Here is a 15,536-nt window from a genome sequence, read left to right on the forward strand (position 1 = left end):
CGGATTAATCGCCAGAGGGCATAGAAACGAAGGGGATGTGGCTGTAGGAGCCTTGTGCTGCAAAGGGGCCGGATGCCTCGCAACAATGTGCAAGGCAAATGACCCTTTCGCAGCAAAGGCTGCTCCTACAGAACGCTGGTCAGGCCACCAAGGTGTCAGCCAGCCACCAGCACGCGAATGGCTTCCAGGCGCAGGGCGGCTTTCTCCAGCATTGCCAGGCCATCTTCGCGTTGCTTGCGCAGGGCGTCGATTTCGCTGTCACGCACACTTGGGTTGACCGCTTGCAGGGCTACGAGGCGGGCCAACTCTTCGTCTGCCTCCGCCGCCAGACGGCGCTGGGCTTCGGCAACGCGCTCGACGTGGATGGGCAGGATCTTCTCCTCGCCGCCACTGATGCGCTTGGCCAGTACATCGCGTTGGGCCTGGACGAACTTGTTGGCGCTGGCGCGTGGCACGCTTTCGAGCTGGTCGTTGAGGGTTTCGAAGGCCACGCGCGATGCCAGGTCGTTGCCGTTGGCGTCGAGCAGGCAGCGCAATGCCGCCGGCGGCAGGTAGCGGCCCAGTTGCAGGCTGCGCGGTGCCACCACTTCACTGACGAACAGCAATTCCAGCAGCACGGTGCCCGGTTTGAGCGCCTTGTTCTTGATCAGCGCCACGGCGGTGTTGCCCATCGAGCCGGACAGCACCAGGTCCATGCCGCCCTGCACCATAGGGTGTTCCCAGGTAAGGAACTGCATATCCTCGCGCGACAGCGCCTGGGCGCGGTCGTAGGTAATGGTCACACCTTCGTCGTCGCCCAGCGGGAAGCTGGCATCGAGCATCTTCTCGCTTGGTTTGAGGATCAGTGCGTTCTCGGAATGGTCTTCACTGTCGATGCCGAAGGCGTCGAACAGGGTTTCCATGTAGATCGGCAGGGCGAATTGGTCGTCCTGTTCGAGAATGTCCTCGACAAGCGCCTGGCCTTCGCCGGCACCGCCGGAGTTGAGCTCCAGCAGACGGTCACGCCCTGTGTGCAGTTCGGCTTCCAGGCGCTCGCGCTCGCCGCGGGCATCGGCCACCAGGGCATCCCAGGCCTTGCTTTCGCCACCCTCGAGCAGCGGCAGCAGGCGTGGGCCGAACTGGTGCTGCAGGGCGTTGCCGGTGGGGCAGGTGTTGAGGAAGGCGTTGAGACCTTCGTGGTACCACTGGAACAGACGCTCTTGCGGGCTGTCCTGCAGATACGGGATGTGCAACTGGATGGTGTGCTTCTGGCCGATCCGGTCAAGGCGGCCAATGCGCTGTTCGAGCAGGTCGGGGTGCGCCGGCAGGTCGAACATCACCAGGTGGTGAGCGAACTGGAAGTTGCGGCCTTCGCTGCCGATTTCGGAGCAGATCAGCACCTGGGCGCCAAACTCTTCATCGGCGAAGTAGGCAGCGGCGCGGTCGCGCTCGAGGATGCTCATGCCTTCGTGGAACACCGAGGCCGGGATACCGGAGCGCACGCGCAGGGCGTCTTCCAGGTCCATGGCGGTTTCGGCGTGGGCGCAGATCACCAGCACCTTGGTGCGCTTGAGCATCTTCAGGGTGTCGATCAGCCAATCCACGCGCGGGTCGAAACGCCACCAGCGCTCGTCGTCGGCCGCTTCCCCTTGGGCTTGGAAGGCGACTTCCGGGTACAGCTCGGCGTGCTCGCCGGCTGGCAGGTCGCGGTACTGCTCGGGTGTGGCCAGCGGGTAGGGGTGCAACTGGCGCTCGGGGAAGCCCTGAATCGCCGCACGGGTGTTACGGAACAGCACGCGGCCGGTGCCGTGGCGATCCAGCAGCTCGCGGATCAGACGCGCGCTGGCCTGGGTGTCGCCATCGTTGACCGCGGCCAGCAGGGCTTCGCCTTCGGCACCCAGGAAGCCCTGGATGGTGGCGTGGGCCTTGGGCGACAGGCGGCCTTCGTCGAGCAGTTCCTGTACCGCCTCGGCGACCGGGCGATAGTGCTCGCTCTCGGCGCGGAAGGCCGCCAGGTCGTGGAAACGGTTAGGGTCGAGCAGGCGCAGGCGGGCGAAGTGGCTGTCCTGGCCAAGCTGCTCGGGGGTGGCGGTGAGCAGCAGCACGCCCGGGATCACCTGGGCCAGTTGCTCGACCAGGCTGTATTCGGTGCTGGCCTGGTCTTCGTGCCAGACCAGGTGGTGAGCTTCGTCGACGACCATCAGGTCCCAGCCAGCGGCAAACAGCGCGTCCTGGGCTTTTTCGTCGTCGACCAGCCACTCCAACGCAACCAGCGCCAGCTGGGCGTCTTCGAACGGGTTGCTGGCGTCGCTTTCGATGAAGCGTTCGGCGTCGAACAGGGCTACCTGAAGGTTGAAGCGCCGGCGCATTTCCACCAGCCACTGGTGCTGGAGGTTTTCTGGCACCAGGATCAGTACGCGGTTGGCACGGCCAGACAGCAGCTGGCGGTGAATGACCAGGCCGGCCTCGATGGTTTTGCCCAGGCCCACTTCGTCGGCCAGCAAAACGCGCGGAGCGCTGCGGTCGGCGACTTCACGGGCGATGTGCAACTGGTGGGCGATGGGTTGTGCGCGGCAGCCGCCCAGGCCCCACAGCGCCGACTGCATCTGTTTGCTGGTGTGCTGCAGGGTGTTGTAGCGCAGGCTGAACCACGACAGCGGGTCGATCTGCCCGGCGAACAGGCGGTCGCTGGCCAGGCGGAACTGGATGAAGTTCGACAGCTGAGTTTCTGGCAGGGTACGCGGCTGGTTTTGCCCGTCCAGGCCGTGGTAGACCATCAACCCGTCGATGTCCTCGACCTCGCGGACGGTCAGCTTCCAGCCTTCGAAGTGGGTGATCTGGTCACCTGGCGAGAAGCGCACGCGGGTCAGCGGCGCATTGCGCAGGGAATACTGGCGGGTGTCGCCAGTGGCCGGGTAGAGCACGGTCAACAGGCGGCCATCCTGCGCCAGGATGGTACCCAGGCCGAGCTCTGCTTCGCTGTCGCTGATCCAGCGTTGCCCCGGTTGATACTGCTGCGCCATACTGCCTGAACTCCCGCGATGAAAAAGCCGATTATGTTAACGGATCGGCCGGTCAGACCAAAGTGCGAACGCACCGAAAGGTGCCGAACGACAACAGGAAGTTAGTCAGTCTAGCCGTTTCATCGTCTCGCACCGTGCAGCCGACGAGGGCCTCGCATCAACATGTCTGCCAAGCATCGCTGGATCAGCGCTTCGATGGCCGTGGGCAGCCTGCTGCTGCTGAGCGCCTGCGAGCAGAAAAACTTCGAGACCTTGCCCCCCATTCCGATGGAGCAGCTTGAGGTACTCGGCGTACAGACGCCGATCAAGAGCGTGCATTTTCGTGATCGCGACGGCGAAGGCCTACTGGTGTTGAGCCGCAGCGATGGCCAGGCCAGCGACCCGGAAAGCGAACAGGAAGTGGACAAGGTGGTGCTCAAGGCCACCTTGTACGGGCGCACGGCTGAGAGTGACGCCTTCAAGGCGCGTTGGCAGATCGAGCAGGAAACCACGTGCCCGGGGCTGGACCTGGACGTGGACTTCTACAATGACGTCAGTGACGTCAGCGACCTGAACAAGGATGGTGTAGCCGAGGTGACCGTGGCCAGCCATGCCTTCTGCGGTGGCGGTATCGACCCGCACGACATCGCCATCGAGATGCGCGAAGGGCAGGCCAGCTACACCATTACCGGCCAGTCGCTGATCACCCCGGCGGGTGAGGACCCCGTCGGTGGCGAGCGCGAGGACAGCGCCTCGCTGAAAAACGCGCCGCAAGTATTGCGTGATCATATGGACGCGGTCTGGCAGCAGGTTTACAAGCGGCCTTGGAGCGAAGCCAGCCCGCCAGGCGACGATGAGCCTGACGACGAAGCCGAGTAAATGTTGCCCACAACATCAAGGTAAACCCACGCCTGCCGATACATGGGGCATAGGAGAACGTCCATGCTGCCGCCGATCATCCCGCTCAGTGCTGCCCCGGTGACCTCGCAACAGGACCCGGTCAAGCCAACCCCCGACATCAAGCCTGTGGTGCCGGCGCAGCCTGCGTCCGGTGAAAGTGCCATCGACCTCAAGCAGCAGCGCGACCCGCAGGAGCAGGCACTGTTGCTGCGTGACGAGCAGCGTCGCCAGCAGCAACGTCGGCAAAAGGGTGATCAGCAGCGGTACAACGCCCTACCAGGTGACGAGGTCAACGCCGACAACACCGTGCCAGTGGCGCCATTGATGGGCGAGCATGTACGGCAGGGGTTGCTGGTGGACATCGAAGTCTGACGCAGGGCTGGTCAGCGCCTGCCGCTGGCTTCATCATGCAATTCTCAGTTGATCGTCGAGCCACCCATGAGCCAAGACAACCTCATCGATTTCGATGCCGAACGCGCCAAGCGCGTCCACGACCTCAAGGAAAAACGCCTGAACGAGATGCGCAACGCATTCGAGCAGGCCCTGCCGTTGAGCACCAGCAAGAAAAAGAAGCCCAAGGGCAAGCCCAAGAAGCGCTGAAACTTGACGCAGGTCAACCCTGCACCCGCCTCGCGTGCCCGGCCCCGGGCACCATTGACCCCGATCAATTTTCCCAGTCCCCACATTGGTTAACTTGCCCTCCATCGGACAACGGCAAACGAATGGGGAGGCCAGCATGTTCTTCGACAACGTGGTTATCGCCGGTGTGGTAACGGTCGGGTTGATGTTCGCTTTCTTTGCCGGTCTGGGCATTTTCATCTGGAAGGACTCGAAAAAGCGCAAGCCGCGCTGACCTTCCGGGTATACGAGCACGCAAGGCATTTAGGGCGACTTCGGTCGCCCATTTTTTTGCCTGCAATTTTTGTGTTGCCTGTGCGCGAAAGGGTCGGCATGGGTTGCTTAGATGATTAGCTAGCTAATTAATTGTTTCCGCTTTATCCTGCTCACCATTGTCTATCGTTTCAGTAAGACCATTCCCCCGCAAGGTCCGCCTCGTGCCCATCACCCTTCAGGCCCTGTTCGCCCCCAGCAGCCTCGCCCTCAAGTTCGCCGTCAAGACTTTGCTCGGTGGTGGCCTGGCGTTGTGGCTGGCGATGCGTTGGGGCCTGGAGCAACCCGCTTGGGCGCTGATGACGGCTTTCATCGTCGCCCAGCCGCTATCGGGCATGGTGGTTCAGAAAGGCCTGGCGCGGTTTGCGGGTACCTTGGTCGGCACCGTCATGTCGGTAGTGTTAATTGGCCTGTTCGCGCAGACACCTGGCCTGTTTCTGCTTAGCCTGGCCTTGTGGCTGGCGCTTTGTACCGCCGCGTCCACCCAGTTGCGCAGCGCCTGGGCCTACGCCTTCGTGTTGGCCGGCTACACCGCGGCGATCATTGCCTTGCCGGCCATCGACCACCCGCTGCAGGTGTTCGACCAGGCCGTGGCCCGTTGCACCGAGATTTGCCTGGGCATTTTCTGCGCTACAGCCAGCAGTGCCTTGCTCTGGCCCATGCGGGTCGAGCAGCAACTGGGCGGGCAAGCACGGCAGGCTTTGCAGAACGGCCTGCAGGCCGCCAGCGCCATGCTGGGTGGTGAGGACGAGGCGCGTAAAGGCCTGCTGGACAGCCTGGGGCGCATCGTTGCCATCGACAGTCAACGTGAGCATGCCTGGTTCGAGGGCAACCGCGGGCGCCAGCGTGCCCGTGCCATTCGCGGCCTTAGCCAGAAGCTGATGGTGCTGTTGCGCATCTCCCGTTCGGTGCGCCGCCAGTGGCGGCAACTGGATGAGCGGGAGGCCGGGCGTCTGGCGCCCTGGTTGGAGGAGGTGCGCACGCTGCTGGGCAAACCCGATCAGCCCAGCCTGTTGCTGTTACGCCAGCGCATTTGGGATGCCGCTCACAATGAGCAGATCAGCCCGTCGGAACACTTCTGCCTGGCGCGCATGGCCCTGCTGCTGGATTACGCCATGGCTGCCAGCCAGGCGCTGGAGGATGTGGAGGCTGGCAGGGCACCCAAGGATGTGTCCCAGGGTCTGGCTGCACACCGTGATTGGTCGCTGGCCTTGCTGTTCGGTTCGCGTAGCGCGCTGGCCTTTCTGGTCATGAGCGGCTTCTGGCTGGCCACGGCCTGGCCTTCGGCGCCGGGTGGCCTGGTGCTGACCTGTGTGGTCTGCAGCCTGTTCGCCAGCCGCGAGAATGGTGCGCAAATTGGCCTGAGCTTTCTGCGGGGGATCTTTTTGGCGATACCTGCGGCGTTTTTGGTCGGGCAGATCTTGCTCCCGCAATGGAGCAGCTTCGCCATGCTCTGCCTGGGTATGGGTGTGCCGCTGTTTCTGGGCGCATTGGGTATGGCCCACCCACGTACCGGGGCCACCGCCACCTCTTACTGCCTGCACTTCATTGTGCTGGTGTCGCCGCTTAACGCCATGCAGTTCGGCGTGGCGACCCTGCTGAACAGTGCCCTGGCGATGCTGGTGGGGGTATCGGCGGCGGTCATGGCCTTTCGTTTATTGGTGTTTCGCCACCCGGCCTGGCTGGGGCGGCGCTTGCGCGCGGCAACCCAAAGCGACTTGGTGCGCCTTACCCGGCGCGATTTGCGCGGGGCCGACAGCTGGTTTGGCGGGCGCATGGCCGACCGCCTGATGCAACTGGCGCGGCATGCCAGCGAATTACCGGAAGACCAGCGCAAACGCTGGGATGATGGCCTGCACGGGCTGGATATCGGCGACGAACTGGTGCACCTGCGCATGTGTCTGGCTGTCGCCCAGGCCCCCTTGGGGCTAGCCGAGCGTGAGTACCTGCAACAAGTGGAGGCAGTGCTGGCCAAAGGGCCGGCTGCCGGGCGTGGTCAGCGCCTGGATACTGCCAGTGAACAGTTCCTTGCTGCGTTGCGCCGCCTGCCTGCCAGCGACCCGCTACGGCTGGCCGAGGGGGCGGTGCTGCAGTTGCAGAAAAGCTGGGGCAAGTGGTGTCGCTGGCAGGAGGAAACCCATGGGGTTGCGTGAGTGGGAAGTGGGCGGCGTGCTGCTCAGCCCGTTTCTGCTTTATGTGTTGTTGGCGCTGCTGCTCACCGGCCTGCTGCGCCTGGTGGTGCAGGCTACACCGTTGGGGCGCTGGATCTGGCACGAAGCGCTGTTCGACGCGGCGCTGTTCGTTTGTGTGTTGTTCCTGGTGGTGCGCCTGCTGGGAGCGTTATAAAGGAGTGTTTCGATGCGTGCGGCCGTACGTACTCTGGTAACCCTGTGTGTGGTGGCTTTGGCCGTGTTGGCCGGCTACCAGCTGTGGCAGTACTACATGCTTACCCCATGGACCCGCGATGCCCGGGTGCGTGCCGATGTGGTGGTAATCGCACCTGATGTGTCCGGCTGGGTGCGCGAACTCAAAGTGCATGATAACCAGCAGGTCAAGGCCGGCGACCTGTTGATGAGTATCGACCGTGAGCGTTTCCAGGCCGCTTTCGACCAGGCCAGCGCCGTGACTGAAACTCGCGCCCAGCAACTGCGTTTGCGCGAGCGAGAGGCAGCCAGGCGAACTGCCCTGGGGCCCGAGGCGATCAGTGCCGAGTTGCGTGAAAACGCCCAGATCAATGCCGCCATCGCGCGTGGCGAGCTACACGAGGCTGAGGCGCAGTTGCAGGTGGCCAAGATCAACCTGGCGCGCAGTGAAGTGCGGGCACCGCGCAGCGGGCATATCACCAACCTGCGTCTGGCCGAAGGCAACTACGTGAACACCGGGCAAGCGGTGATGGCCCTGGTGGATGATTCAACTTTTTACATCCAGGCCTATTTCGAGGAAACCAAGCTGCCGCGCATTGGCGTAGGGGACTCGGTGAAAGTTTGGCTGATGGGCGCGGGCGAACCGATGCAGGGGCATGTAGAGAGCATCAGCCGCGGCATCACCGACCGCAACAGCAACCCGGACAGCCAGTTGCTGCCGGAGGTGGAACCCACTTTCAACTGGGTGCGGCTGGCCCAGCGGATACCGGTGAGGATTCGCCTGGATCAGGTGCCGGAAGGGGTGACCCTGAGTGCGGGGATGACCGCGAGTGTGCAAGTGCGTGAGGATCAGGATCACTAGTGAAGGCCCTGGGGGCCGCAAAGCGGCCCCAAGATGCCGAACTCAGAGAAACATCCCGCCCGATACCTCCAGCCGCTGCCCGGTAATCCAGCCATTGCCGTCTTCCAGCAGCAGCGCAATCGCTGCCCCGATATCATCCGGCAACCCCACCCGCCCCAATGCCGTGTTGCCAGCGATGTACTCATTCACCTGCGGGTTGTCCCGCACTACGCCGCCACCAAAATCGGTCTCGATCGCACCCGGCGCCAGAATGTTCACGCGAATGCCTCGCGCGCCCAGTTCCTTGGCCTGGTAGCGGGTCAGCACCTCCATTGCGCCTTTCATCGCGGCATAGGCGGCATACCCCGGCAACGCAAAGCGCGCCAGGCCGGTGGAAATGTTGACGATGCGGCCATTGTCCGCCAGTAGCGGTAGCAGGCGCTGGGTGAGGAAAAACGGCCCTTTGAGCTGAATGTTCAACAACTGGTCGAATTGCGCCTCGGTGGTTTCGATGTACGGCACGTTCAACCCAATCCCTGCATTGTTCACCAGAAAGTCGAAACGCTCGCGGCCAAAGTGTTGTTGCAGGGTCGTGCCCAGGCGCTCGGCGAAACCGGCAAAGCTGCTGCTGTCGCTGACGTCCAGTTGCAGCATGGCCGCTTTGACTCCGGCCTGCTCCAGCCGGGCCGCCACGGCGTGCGCTTCATCTGCCTTGCTGTTGTAGGTGCCGATGACATCGATGCCGCGTGCGGCCAGGTGCTCGGCAGCGTTGCGGCCGAGGCCGCGACTGGCGCCGGTGATCAGGGCAATTTTGCGGATCATGGTGAAAACCTCATGGTGGGTGAATGAGGACAGGTTATTGGTCGGTATGTCGCTGTTAAATCCTGAAAATATGGAAATACTGTTCGCTTTAACCGAATAGTAGGGGCCACGTGGTGAACAAGCTGGAGTTGTTGCGCACCTTTGTGCGGGTAAGCGAGGTCAGCAGTTTCACCCAGGCTGCCGAGAGCCTGGGGTTGCCACGTTCGACCGTATCGGAGCAGGTGAGGGCACTTGAGCGCTTGCTGGGCACGCAGTTGTTCAACCGAACCACACGCCGGGTGCAGGCAACCCAGGATGGCGCCTTGCTGTACGAGCGTAGCAAGGACCTGCTGTCGGGCATGGACGAGATCGAGAGCCTGTTCAGTGCCGATGATGCCGAGCTGGCCGGGCGCCTGCGCATCGATCTGCCAACCATGATGGCGCGCCGGGTCATCATTCCGGCGCTACCGCAGTTTCTGCAGCGCTTCCCGAGACTGGAAGTGGAACTCAGTTGCACCGATCGCCAGGTCGATCTGCTGCGCGAAGGGTTTGATTGCGTGATGCGCATTGGCGCATTGCAGGATCTGGATGTAGTGGCACGGCCGGTTGGGCAACTGAGCATGCGCAACTGTGCCAGCCCCGCCTACCTGGCTCGCTATGGTGTCCCGCGTACTCTGCAGGACCTGGCCGATCACCAGCTGGTGCATTATGTGCGCACCCTGGGTGCGCGCAGCGCCGGCTTCGAATACCTGCAAGGCGGTGAGTTGCAATTTCAGGCCATGGCCGGTGTGGTGACGGTCAACAATGCCGAAGCCTACTCGGCGGCCTGCCTGGCCGGGTTGGGGTTGATTCAGGTGCCTGCGGTGGGGGTGGCCGAGCACCTGCAGCGAGGCGAACTTGTTTCGCTGCTGGAAGACTGGCAGGCGCCGGCCATGCCGGTGTCGCTGCTGTATGCCCGGCAACGGCATGTGCCACGCCGGGTACAGGCGTTCATGCAGTGGCTGGGTGAAGTGCTGCACACCCAGGTCGATGCAGTGGTGAGTGATTGAGCAAAGCCATGGCGCATGGAAGGCCACTTGCGTTAGGCTGCCCTCTGCGAGTTGCCCGGCAGAGGCGACCCATTCCCGCCAGGCGTGCGTATCTTCCGATTTCATTGCGAGGTTACGTCATGGCCATTACTTCCCAGGATATCTGCAACGCCGCCGACCAGCTCAAGGGCTTTGTCGGTTTTCACGACAAGCGCGGCGTTCATATCGTGCGTTTCTCCGAGGACTCGTTCGGCATGGACGTGGCCGATGCCAGTATTACCCCCTGCAGCGAGTTCGTCTGGCGGCCCGAGCAAGGGCAGCGTATGGCGCTATGCCGCGAACGGCTGGCGCTGTTGCTGGAGCAGCATGTGGATGACCGCTTGAATATCGGCGAGCCGCTGCGCGCCTACCTGCGCCGGGGCGACCTGCCGGAAATCGTCGCTGAGCGCAGCCTGCAGCAGCCCGTGTAGGAGCAGCCTTGCGCGGCTGCTACAAGGGCTGTGCTGTGTTTTTGGATGTTTGCTGCAGCAGCGCCTGCAGCCCTGCACTGTCCAACGGGCGGCTCATGTAGTAGCCCTGCACTTCATGGCAGCGGTCCTTTTCCAGCGCCTTGAGCTGCTGTTCGCTCTCTACACCCTCGGCTGTCACTGTCAGCCCCATCGCTTCACCGAGATTGATGATGGCCTGGACCACGGCGCGGTCGCTCCCGCCGTTGTTGTTCAGGCCGCTGATGAAGCGCTTGTCGATCTTGATGCTGTCGAACGGGTAGGTACGCAGGTAGCCCAGCGACGAATAGCCCGTACCGAAATCGTCCATGTTCAGGCGCACGCCCAACTCTTTGAGCGACAGCATGGTGCCCAGCGCGCCCTCGATGTCGTTGAGCATCACGTTCTCGGTAATTTCCAGCTCCAGACGCTGGGCCGGGAAGGCGGTGTCCAGCAATATCTCGCGCACGTCGGCCACCACATCGCTGCGCAGGAACTGCGCAGGCGACAGGTTCACCGAAACCAGAACATCGTTGGGCCAGTCATGGGCGGTACGGCAGGCTTCGCGCAGTACCCAGCGGCCCAGCGCAACGATGATGTCGCTCTGCTCGGCCAGCGGGATGAAGGTATCCGGCCCCAGCAACCCTTCCTGTGGGTGCTGCCAGCGCAGCAACGCTTCGACTCCGACGATGCGCAGGTCGCCGAGGCGGTAGCGCGGCTGGTAATGCAACACGAACTCCTGATTGCGCAAAGCCCGGCGCAGGTCGTTCTCCAATTGGCGACGGTACTGGATTTGCTGGTTCATTTCGGCAGCGAAGTAGCGCCAGGTGTTCTTGCCGTCGGCCTTGGCCTGGTACAGGGCAATGTCGGCGCAGCGAATCAGCTCGCCGGCATCGAAGCCTTGAGTGCGGGTCTGGGCAACGCCAATACTGGCGCCAATGTGCAACTGCTGGCCGTCGAAGATGATGGGTTGCTGCAGCAGGCCAATCAGCCGCGCACAGAAGCGGTCGATTTCGCTACGGTTGTCCATGCCGCCGAGTACCAAGATGAACTCGTCGCCGCCCAGGCGCGCGACCAGGTCGCCATCGCGGGTGGTGTCGCGCAGGCGCGTTGCCACTTCTTGTAGCACGGCATCGCCAGCGGCATGGCCGAGCGAGTCGTTGATCGGCTTGAAGTTGTCCAGGTCCAGCAGCAGCAGGGTGAGCGGCGGTGAGTCATTGCCGCGAAGCAGTGCCTGTTCCAGGTGCCTGGCCAGCTTGTTGCGGTTGGCCAGCCCGGTCAGTGGGTCGTGCAGCGACAGGTGCTGGATGCGCGCGTGGGCGTCGACTTCGTCGGTTATATCGCTGGCCGTTCCTCGAAAGCCAAGCGCCTTGCCGTCGTGCCAGATGGCGCGGGCGGAAATCCGGCAATAACGGTTTTGGCCATTCGGGTCTCGGTAGGTGCACCGCAGGTTGGCCAACTGCTGCGGGTCGGCGGTAGTCAATACGTCCAGCCAGGGCGACAACGGTGTGGTATCGCAGGCCAGCAGCTGGTTGAGCGGGTGGCCCAGCCAGTCGTCTACCGGGTAGCCGGTGACGTTGGCAAAGCGTTGCGACAGGTAGGTCAGGCGTTGTTGCCGGTCGGTTTCCCAGATCCAGTCGGATGCCGACTCGGCTACCGCGCGAAAACGTTGCTCGCTGGCCTCCAGTGCCTGGTTGCTCTGTTGCAGGTGGAGCAGGGTCAGGCCGACTGCTCGTGAGCTGCGCAAGGCATGGCGGCACAGGTACAGCATGACCAAGCCGAGTATCAGCAGCACGCTCAACAGAGCTGGCAATACTGCCCACAAGAGTTGGTGCCCAGGCAGCGGGCTGCTCCAGGACAGGTGATAGCCGGTGTCGCCCAGGTCGATACGCAGGTGGCCATGCTGCTGTTTATCTTCCTTCTCCACGTGCATGCCCGTCAGGCCGGCACCTTTGCCCAGCTGCGCCAGTTTTTCTTCGGTAAGCTGGTCGACGAACAGCATCACTGGCGCCTGGCTCACCTCGCTGTCGGTGACGTCGCGGTCAGGGCGCACGGCCGCTGCACTGAGTACGGCCGGCCAGCCATTGAACAACACGAAGTGGGTGACCTGCTCGCGCGCAATTGCCGCCGCACGGGCCTGGTCAATGATCGGCTGGAGCGGTGCGTCTATATAAGTGTTGGCGCCGGCCTGGCTGGGCTGGCCTTTGAACAAGGCATAGGTGGTACGGTCGTCTTCCAGCACAAACACCCCTTCGTAGCCGCTGGCGCTGTACAGCGACTCACCTACATTTTTTTCTTCGTAGGCCCAGTGCCAGTCGACATCACCTGCCAGGTGCTCGAAGGCTGCATCCCATACGGCATAGCTGGACAGAAACTGGCGCGAGGCGAGCAACCGTTGTTCCAGCGCCTGGGTTGCATGGAAGGCGCTGCGTTGGCGCTCCTGCTGGTCGAGCGTGGTCGCGATATTGAACAGAGCTCCGAGAATGACCAGGCAGGCCAGGCCGAACACTGTGCTGAAACCGGCAATCAGGTGGCGCACCTGAAAGCGTGGTGCGGGGCTTGCGGGTGGAAGGTTGGCGGTCCTGGCCATGCGCGAGCGGCTCCTTCAGGCAACCTCCCGCCAGGCAGTCAGGAAGGAGGTTCAATCAGGATAGGCCAGCTTGAGCGCGGCAGCGTCAGCGCGGGCAAAATTGACTTGGTCGCGGCCAGCGTGCTTGGCGGTGTACAGCGCCTTGTCCGCCTGTTCGAGCCAGTGCTCGGGGGACTCCAGGCCGGCCTCGAATGGTGACAGGCCGATACTCAGGCTGATGCGCAAGTGGGGTAGCTGTGGGTTGCGGTAGCTGGAAACCTGCTCGCGCAGGCGCTCCATGGCATGACAGGCCTGGGCTTCGCTGGTATCGGGCAGGATCACGCAGAACTCGTCGCCGCCGTAACGCCCGGCTTGGTCGCCTTCGCGCAGGTTGCGCCGCAGCTCGACGCTGAGCTGGCGCAAGACACAGTCGCCGACCACATGGCCGAAGGTGTCGTTGATGGTCTTGAAGTGGTCGATGTCGATCAGGGCAATCACCGCGTGCCCCTGTTGCTGCTTGCAGGCCTGGAACTTGAGCAGCAGCAGGTCTTTCCAGGCGCCGTGGTTGAGCAGCCCGGTCAGGCTGTCGGTGAGGCTCAGTGCGCTCAGCCGGCGCTTGTGGTCGCCCAGCTTGATCGCCAGCTGGTAGCACACCCAGCCCAAGGCCAGCGGGTAAAGCGTGAGCATTGGCAGGCAGGCATAGACCTGCAGGGGGGTGGCGGTCAGTTGCAAGCCGGGGCCGAGCAGCAGAAGGGCGACAAGCATGCCAGCCAGCTGCGCCAGCACCCCGCGAAAGACCATGCGTTTGCCGCCGGCGGCGACGTTGTTCATGGTCATCATCGACAGCACGGTCACGCTGGGCAGCGGGTTGAAGTGCATGGCGGCGGTCCAGAACCCGCCCATTAGCGAATCCAGCAGCAAATTGCGTTGTTCTGCCTGGTACGGCGCTGCCGAGCGGGCAGCCCACAGGTAGGCGATGTGTGGCCACAACAGCCCATTGAACAGTACCAGCAGCCATGCCCAGGTGGGTGGCGACAGCGGCGCAATGGCCGCCATGACACTGAACAGGCCGATGCCCAGGCCGATGACACGCGGCAGGTAGATGCGCTTGACGAAAGAAAGGCCTTTGCCGCTGCGGTTGTCCATCATGGTCATGTTCTTCTGCCGGGGTGCCGTTTATCGCATAACTTGCATGAATATTGTTGAACAGTGTTTCATCGGCGAAAAATGACCTTACAAGCCATTTCACGGTTGATCCGATCACTGTGGGGTAACATGAAGGCTTTCCTGTTGCTCGGAGTACTGCTGATGGTTCCTTTGGCCAACCCCGCCGGCGAGCCGGCGCCACAGCGGGACGGACGTTTTCACAACCAGGCATTGTTGCCGCAGGAAGGTGTACTGAAAAAGTTGCGCATTGGGCTAAAGTACCTGTTCTTGCGCAAACCGCCAGAAACCCGGCCAGCCACGCCGATCAGCCTGCAGCCCATGACCCGCCAGCAAGTGCTCGACGCCCCTGACCACAGCTTGTGGCGCCTGGGCCATTCCACGGTATTGCTCAAATTGCGTGGGCGTTTCTTCATTACCGACCCGGTCTTCGCCGAGCGGGCCTCTCCCGTGCAGTGGGCCGGCCCGTTGCGCTTCCATGCGCCACCGCTGGGGCTGGACCAGCTGCCGCCGCTGGCGGCGGTAGTGTTGTCGCACGACCACTTCGACCACCTTGATGAGCAGGCGATTCGCCAGTTGGCGCCGCGCACCGGGGTGTTCCTGGCGCCATTGGGTGTGGGCGACCGCTTGATCAACTGGGGCGTGGAGCCGGCGAAGGTACGGCAACTGGACTGGTGGCAGGAGAGCGAAGTGGATGGCGTACGTTTCGTCGCCACCCCGGCACAGCATTTTTCCGGGCGCGGCTTGCTGGACAGTAACCGGACCTTGTGGGCGTCGTGGGTGATTGTCGATGAGGATGTGCGGGTGTTCTTCAGTGGCGATACTGGGTACTTCGAGGGGTTCAAGCAGATTGGCGAGCGCTTCGGGCCGTTTGACCTGACCCTGATAGAGACCGGTGCCTACAACGTGGCCTGGCCCGCTGTGCACATGCAGCCGGAGCAGAGCCTGCAGGCCCACCTGGATTTGCGCGGCCGCTGGATGCTGCCGATTCACAACGGCACTTTCGACCTGTCCATCCATGGCTGGCAGGAGCCTTTCGAGCGCATTGTTGCGTTGGCCAATGAGGCTCAGGTACGCCTGAGCACACCGCAGATGGGGGAACGGGTCAGCCTGGGCTCACCGCATGCCGGGCAGAACTGGTGGCAGCCGCGGCCCGCGCGCCAGCGGGGCCAAGGGCATGAGCGAACCGTAGCGGCGCGCTGAGTATCATTTGTGCTCGTCCCTGCGGGGCGAGGGCTGAGCCTGGTCGTCGTCCAGGAGTCGCGAGGGCGGCTTGCCGCTGTCACTGCGCACTTGGGCATGGCTGATCAGGGCGAAGATGAAGCTGCCGCCGATGATGTTGCCCGCCAGCGTCGGCAGAGCAAAATCCAGCCAGAAGCTACGCCAGGTTTCATCCCCAGCCCAGACCAGGTAGGACACTTCGACCGAGCCCACTACTATATGAGTGAAATCGCCAAGGGCCATCAGGTAGGTAATCATCAGGATGATCCAGATCTTGGCGTGTTCCATCGAC

15 protein-coding genes (1 of these 15 running past the window's edge) are annotated in these 15,536 nt (G+C 63.0%); 10 read left to right on the forward strand and 5 right to left on the reverse strand.

The annotated features are described in order from the left end of the window. Positions 1-155: 155 nt before the first annotated feature. Complete coding sequence (rapA, locus tag Q9451_RS08905) at positions 156-3,002, reverse strand: RNA polymerase-associated protein RapA (protein ID WP_012273834.1); 2,847 nt, start codon at positions 3,000-3,002, stop codon at positions 156-158. A 162-nt stretch (positions 3,003-3,164) separates the two neighbouring features. On the opposite strand from rapA, the gene Q9451_RS08910 reads away from it, so the two are divergent. The 7 genes from Q9451_RS08910 to Q9451_RS08940 all read left to right on the forward strand — a co-directional run bounded on the left by Q9451_RS08910 (position 3,165) and on the right by Q9451_RS08940 (position 7,997). Beyond that, positions 3,165-3,860, forward strand: a complete 696-nt coding sequence (locus Q9451_RS08910) for a hypothetical protein (RefSeq protein WP_012273833.1) — start codon at positions 3,165-3,167, stop codon at positions 3,858-3,860. A gap of 63 nt (positions 3,861-3,923) precedes the next feature. After that, complete coding sequence (locus Q9451_RS08915) at positions 3,924-4,253, forward strand: hypothetical protein (RefSeq protein ID WP_012273832.1); 330 nt, start codon at positions 3,924-3,926, stop codon at positions 4,251-4,253. A 66-nt stretch (positions 4,254-4,319) separates the two neighbouring features. Beyond that, entirely contained in the window at positions 4,320-4,481 is a 162-nt protein-coding gene (locus Q9451_RS08920) for a hypothetical protein (RefSeq protein WP_003254864.1), read from the forward strand. A 136-nt stretch (positions 4,482-4,617) separates the two neighbouring features. Next, positions 4,618-4,734 carry a cytochrome c oxidase subunit CcoM gene (gene ccoM / locus Q9451_RS08925; RefSeq protein WP_012273831.1) on the forward strand — a complete coding sequence of 39 codons (117 nt, stop codon included), beginning with the start codon at positions 4,618-4,620 and terminating at the stop codon, positions 4,732-4,734. 202 nt (positions 4,735-4,936) lie between these two features. Further along, positions 4,937-6,925: an FUSC family protein gene (locus Q9451_RS08930; protein ID WP_012273830.1), complete on the forward strand. Its 1,989-nt coding sequence runs from the start codon at positions 4,937-4,939 to the stop codon at positions 6,923-6,925. Beyond that, positions 6,912-7,118 (forward strand): DUF1656 domain-containing protein, encoded by a 207-nt coding sequence (locus tag Q9451_RS08935; RefSeq protein ID WP_012273829.1) that lies wholly within the window; start codon positions 6,912-6,914, stop codon positions 7,116-7,118. The genes Q9451_RS08930 and Q9451_RS08935 overlap by 14 nt, the downstream gene beginning before the upstream one ends. A gap of 12 nt (positions 7,119-7,130) precedes the next feature. After that, positions 7,131-7,997: an HlyD family secretion protein gene (locus tag Q9451_RS08940; protein ID WP_012273828.1), complete on the forward strand. Its 867-nt coding sequence runs from the start codon at positions 7,131-7,133 to the stop codon at positions 7,995-7,997. Positions 7,998-8,039: 42 nt separating this feature from the next. On the opposite strand, the gene Q9451_RS08945 is transcribed toward Q9451_RS08940, so the two are convergent. Next, positions 8,040-8,798, reverse strand: a complete 759-nt coding sequence (locus Q9451_RS08945) for an SDR family oxidoreductase (protein ID WP_012273827.1) — start codon at positions 8,796-8,798, stop codon at positions 8,040-8,042. A 113-nt stretch (positions 8,799-8,911) separates the two neighbouring features. On the opposite strand from Q9451_RS08945, the gene Q9451_RS08950 reads away from it, so the two are divergent. Continuing rightward, a complete protein-coding gene (locus Q9451_RS08950; protein WP_041166778.1) occupies positions 8,912-9,826 on the forward strand; it encodes a LysR family transcriptional regulator in 915 nt (304 codons plus the stop codon). Positions 9,827-9,945: 119 nt separating this feature from the next. Further along, a complete protein-coding gene (locus Q9451_RS08955; RefSeq protein ID WP_012273825.1) occupies positions 9,946-10,275 on the forward strand; it encodes a DUF2025 family protein in 330 nt (109 codons plus the stop codon). A 19-nt stretch (positions 10,276-10,294) separates the two neighbouring features. Here the strand turns inward: Q9451_RS08955 and Q9451_RS08960 are convergent, their stop codons facing one another. Further along, positions 10,295-12,880 (reverse strand): EAL domain-containing protein, encoded by a 2,586-nt coding sequence (locus Q9451_RS08960; protein WP_012273824.1) that lies wholly within the window; start codon positions 12,878-12,880, stop codon positions 10,295-10,297. A gap of 51 nt (positions 12,881-12,931) precedes the next feature. Then, positions 12,932-14,005 (reverse strand): diguanylate cyclase, encoded by a 1,074-nt coding sequence (locus tag Q9451_RS08965; protein WP_041166777.1) that lies wholly within the window; start codon positions 14,003-14,005, stop codon positions 12,932-12,934. A gap of 129 nt (positions 14,006-14,134) precedes the next feature. On the opposite strand from Q9451_RS08965, the gene Q9451_RS08970 reads away from it, so the two are divergent. Continuing rightward, positions 14,135-15,226, forward strand: a complete 1,092-nt coding sequence (locus Q9451_RS08970) for an MBL fold metallo-hydrolase (protein ID WP_012273822.1) — start codon at positions 14,135-14,137, stop codon at positions 15,224-15,226. 3 nt (positions 15,227-15,229) lie between these two features. On the opposite strand, the gene Q9451_RS08975 is transcribed toward Q9451_RS08970, so the two are convergent. Further along, positions 15,230-15,536 carry the 3' end of a formate/nitrite transporter family protein gene (locus Q9451_RS08975; protein WP_060493561.1) on the reverse strand. Its footprint extends 590 nt past the window's final position, so the window shows 307 of its 897 coding nt (coding positions 591-897); its start codon lies off the right edge, out of view; it ends in the stop codon at positions 15,230-15,232.

The sequence above is a fragment of the Pseudomonas sp. NY8896 genome (assembly GCF_039634505.1).

Excerpts from the sequence above, each read along its gene's own strand:
- Q9451_RS08945 (WP_012273827.1), bottom strand. The coding sequence starts at position 8,798 with ATGATCCGCAAAATTGCCCTGATCACCGGCGCCAGTCGCGGCCTCGGC.
- Q9451_RS08965 (WP_041166777.1), bottom strand. The coding sequence starts at position 14,005 with ATGGACAACCGCAGCGGCAAAGGCCTTTCTTTCGTCAAGCGCATCTAC.
- Q9451_RS08970 (WP_012273822.1), top strand. The coding sequence starts at position 14,135 with ATGAAGGCTTTCCTGTTGCTCGGAGTACTGCTGATGGTTCCTTTGGCC.
- Q9451_RS08940 (WP_012273828.1), top strand. The coding sequence starts at position 7,131 with ATGCGTGCGGCCGTACGTACTCTGGTAACCCTGTGTGTGGTGGCTTTG.
- Q9451_RS08935 (WP_012273829.1), top strand. The coding sequence starts at position 6,912 with ATGGGGTTGCGTGAGTGGGAAGTGGGCGGCGTGCTGCTCAGCCCGTTT.
- ccoM (WP_012273831.1), top strand. The coding sequence starts at position 4,618 with ATGTTCTTCGACAACGTGGTTATCGCCGGTGTGGTAACGGTCGGGTTG.
- Q9451_RS08920 (WP_003254864.1), top strand. The coding sequence starts at position 4,320 with ATGAGCCAAGACAACCTCATCGATTTCGATGCCGAACGCGCCAAGCGC.
- Q9451_RS08910 (WP_012273833.1), top strand. The coding sequence starts at position 3,165 with ATGTCTGCCAAGCATCGCTGGATCAGCGCTTCGATGGCCGTGGGCAGC.
- Q9451_RS08915 (WP_012273832.1), top strand. The coding sequence starts at position 3,924 with ATGCTGCCGCCGATCATCCCGCTCAGTGCTGCCCCGGTGACCTCGCAA.
- Q9451_RS08960 (WP_012273824.1), bottom strand. The coding sequence starts at position 12,880 with ATGGCCAGGACCGCCAACCTTCCACCCGCAAGCCCCGCACCACGCTTT.
- rapA (WP_012273834.1), bottom strand. The coding sequence starts at position 3,002 with ATGGCGCAGCAGTATCAACCGGGGCAACGCTGGATCAGCGACAGCGAA.
- Q9451_RS08955 (WP_012273825.1), top strand. The coding sequence starts at position 9,946 with ATGGCCATTACTTCCCAGGATATCTGCAACGCCGCCGACCAGCTCAAG.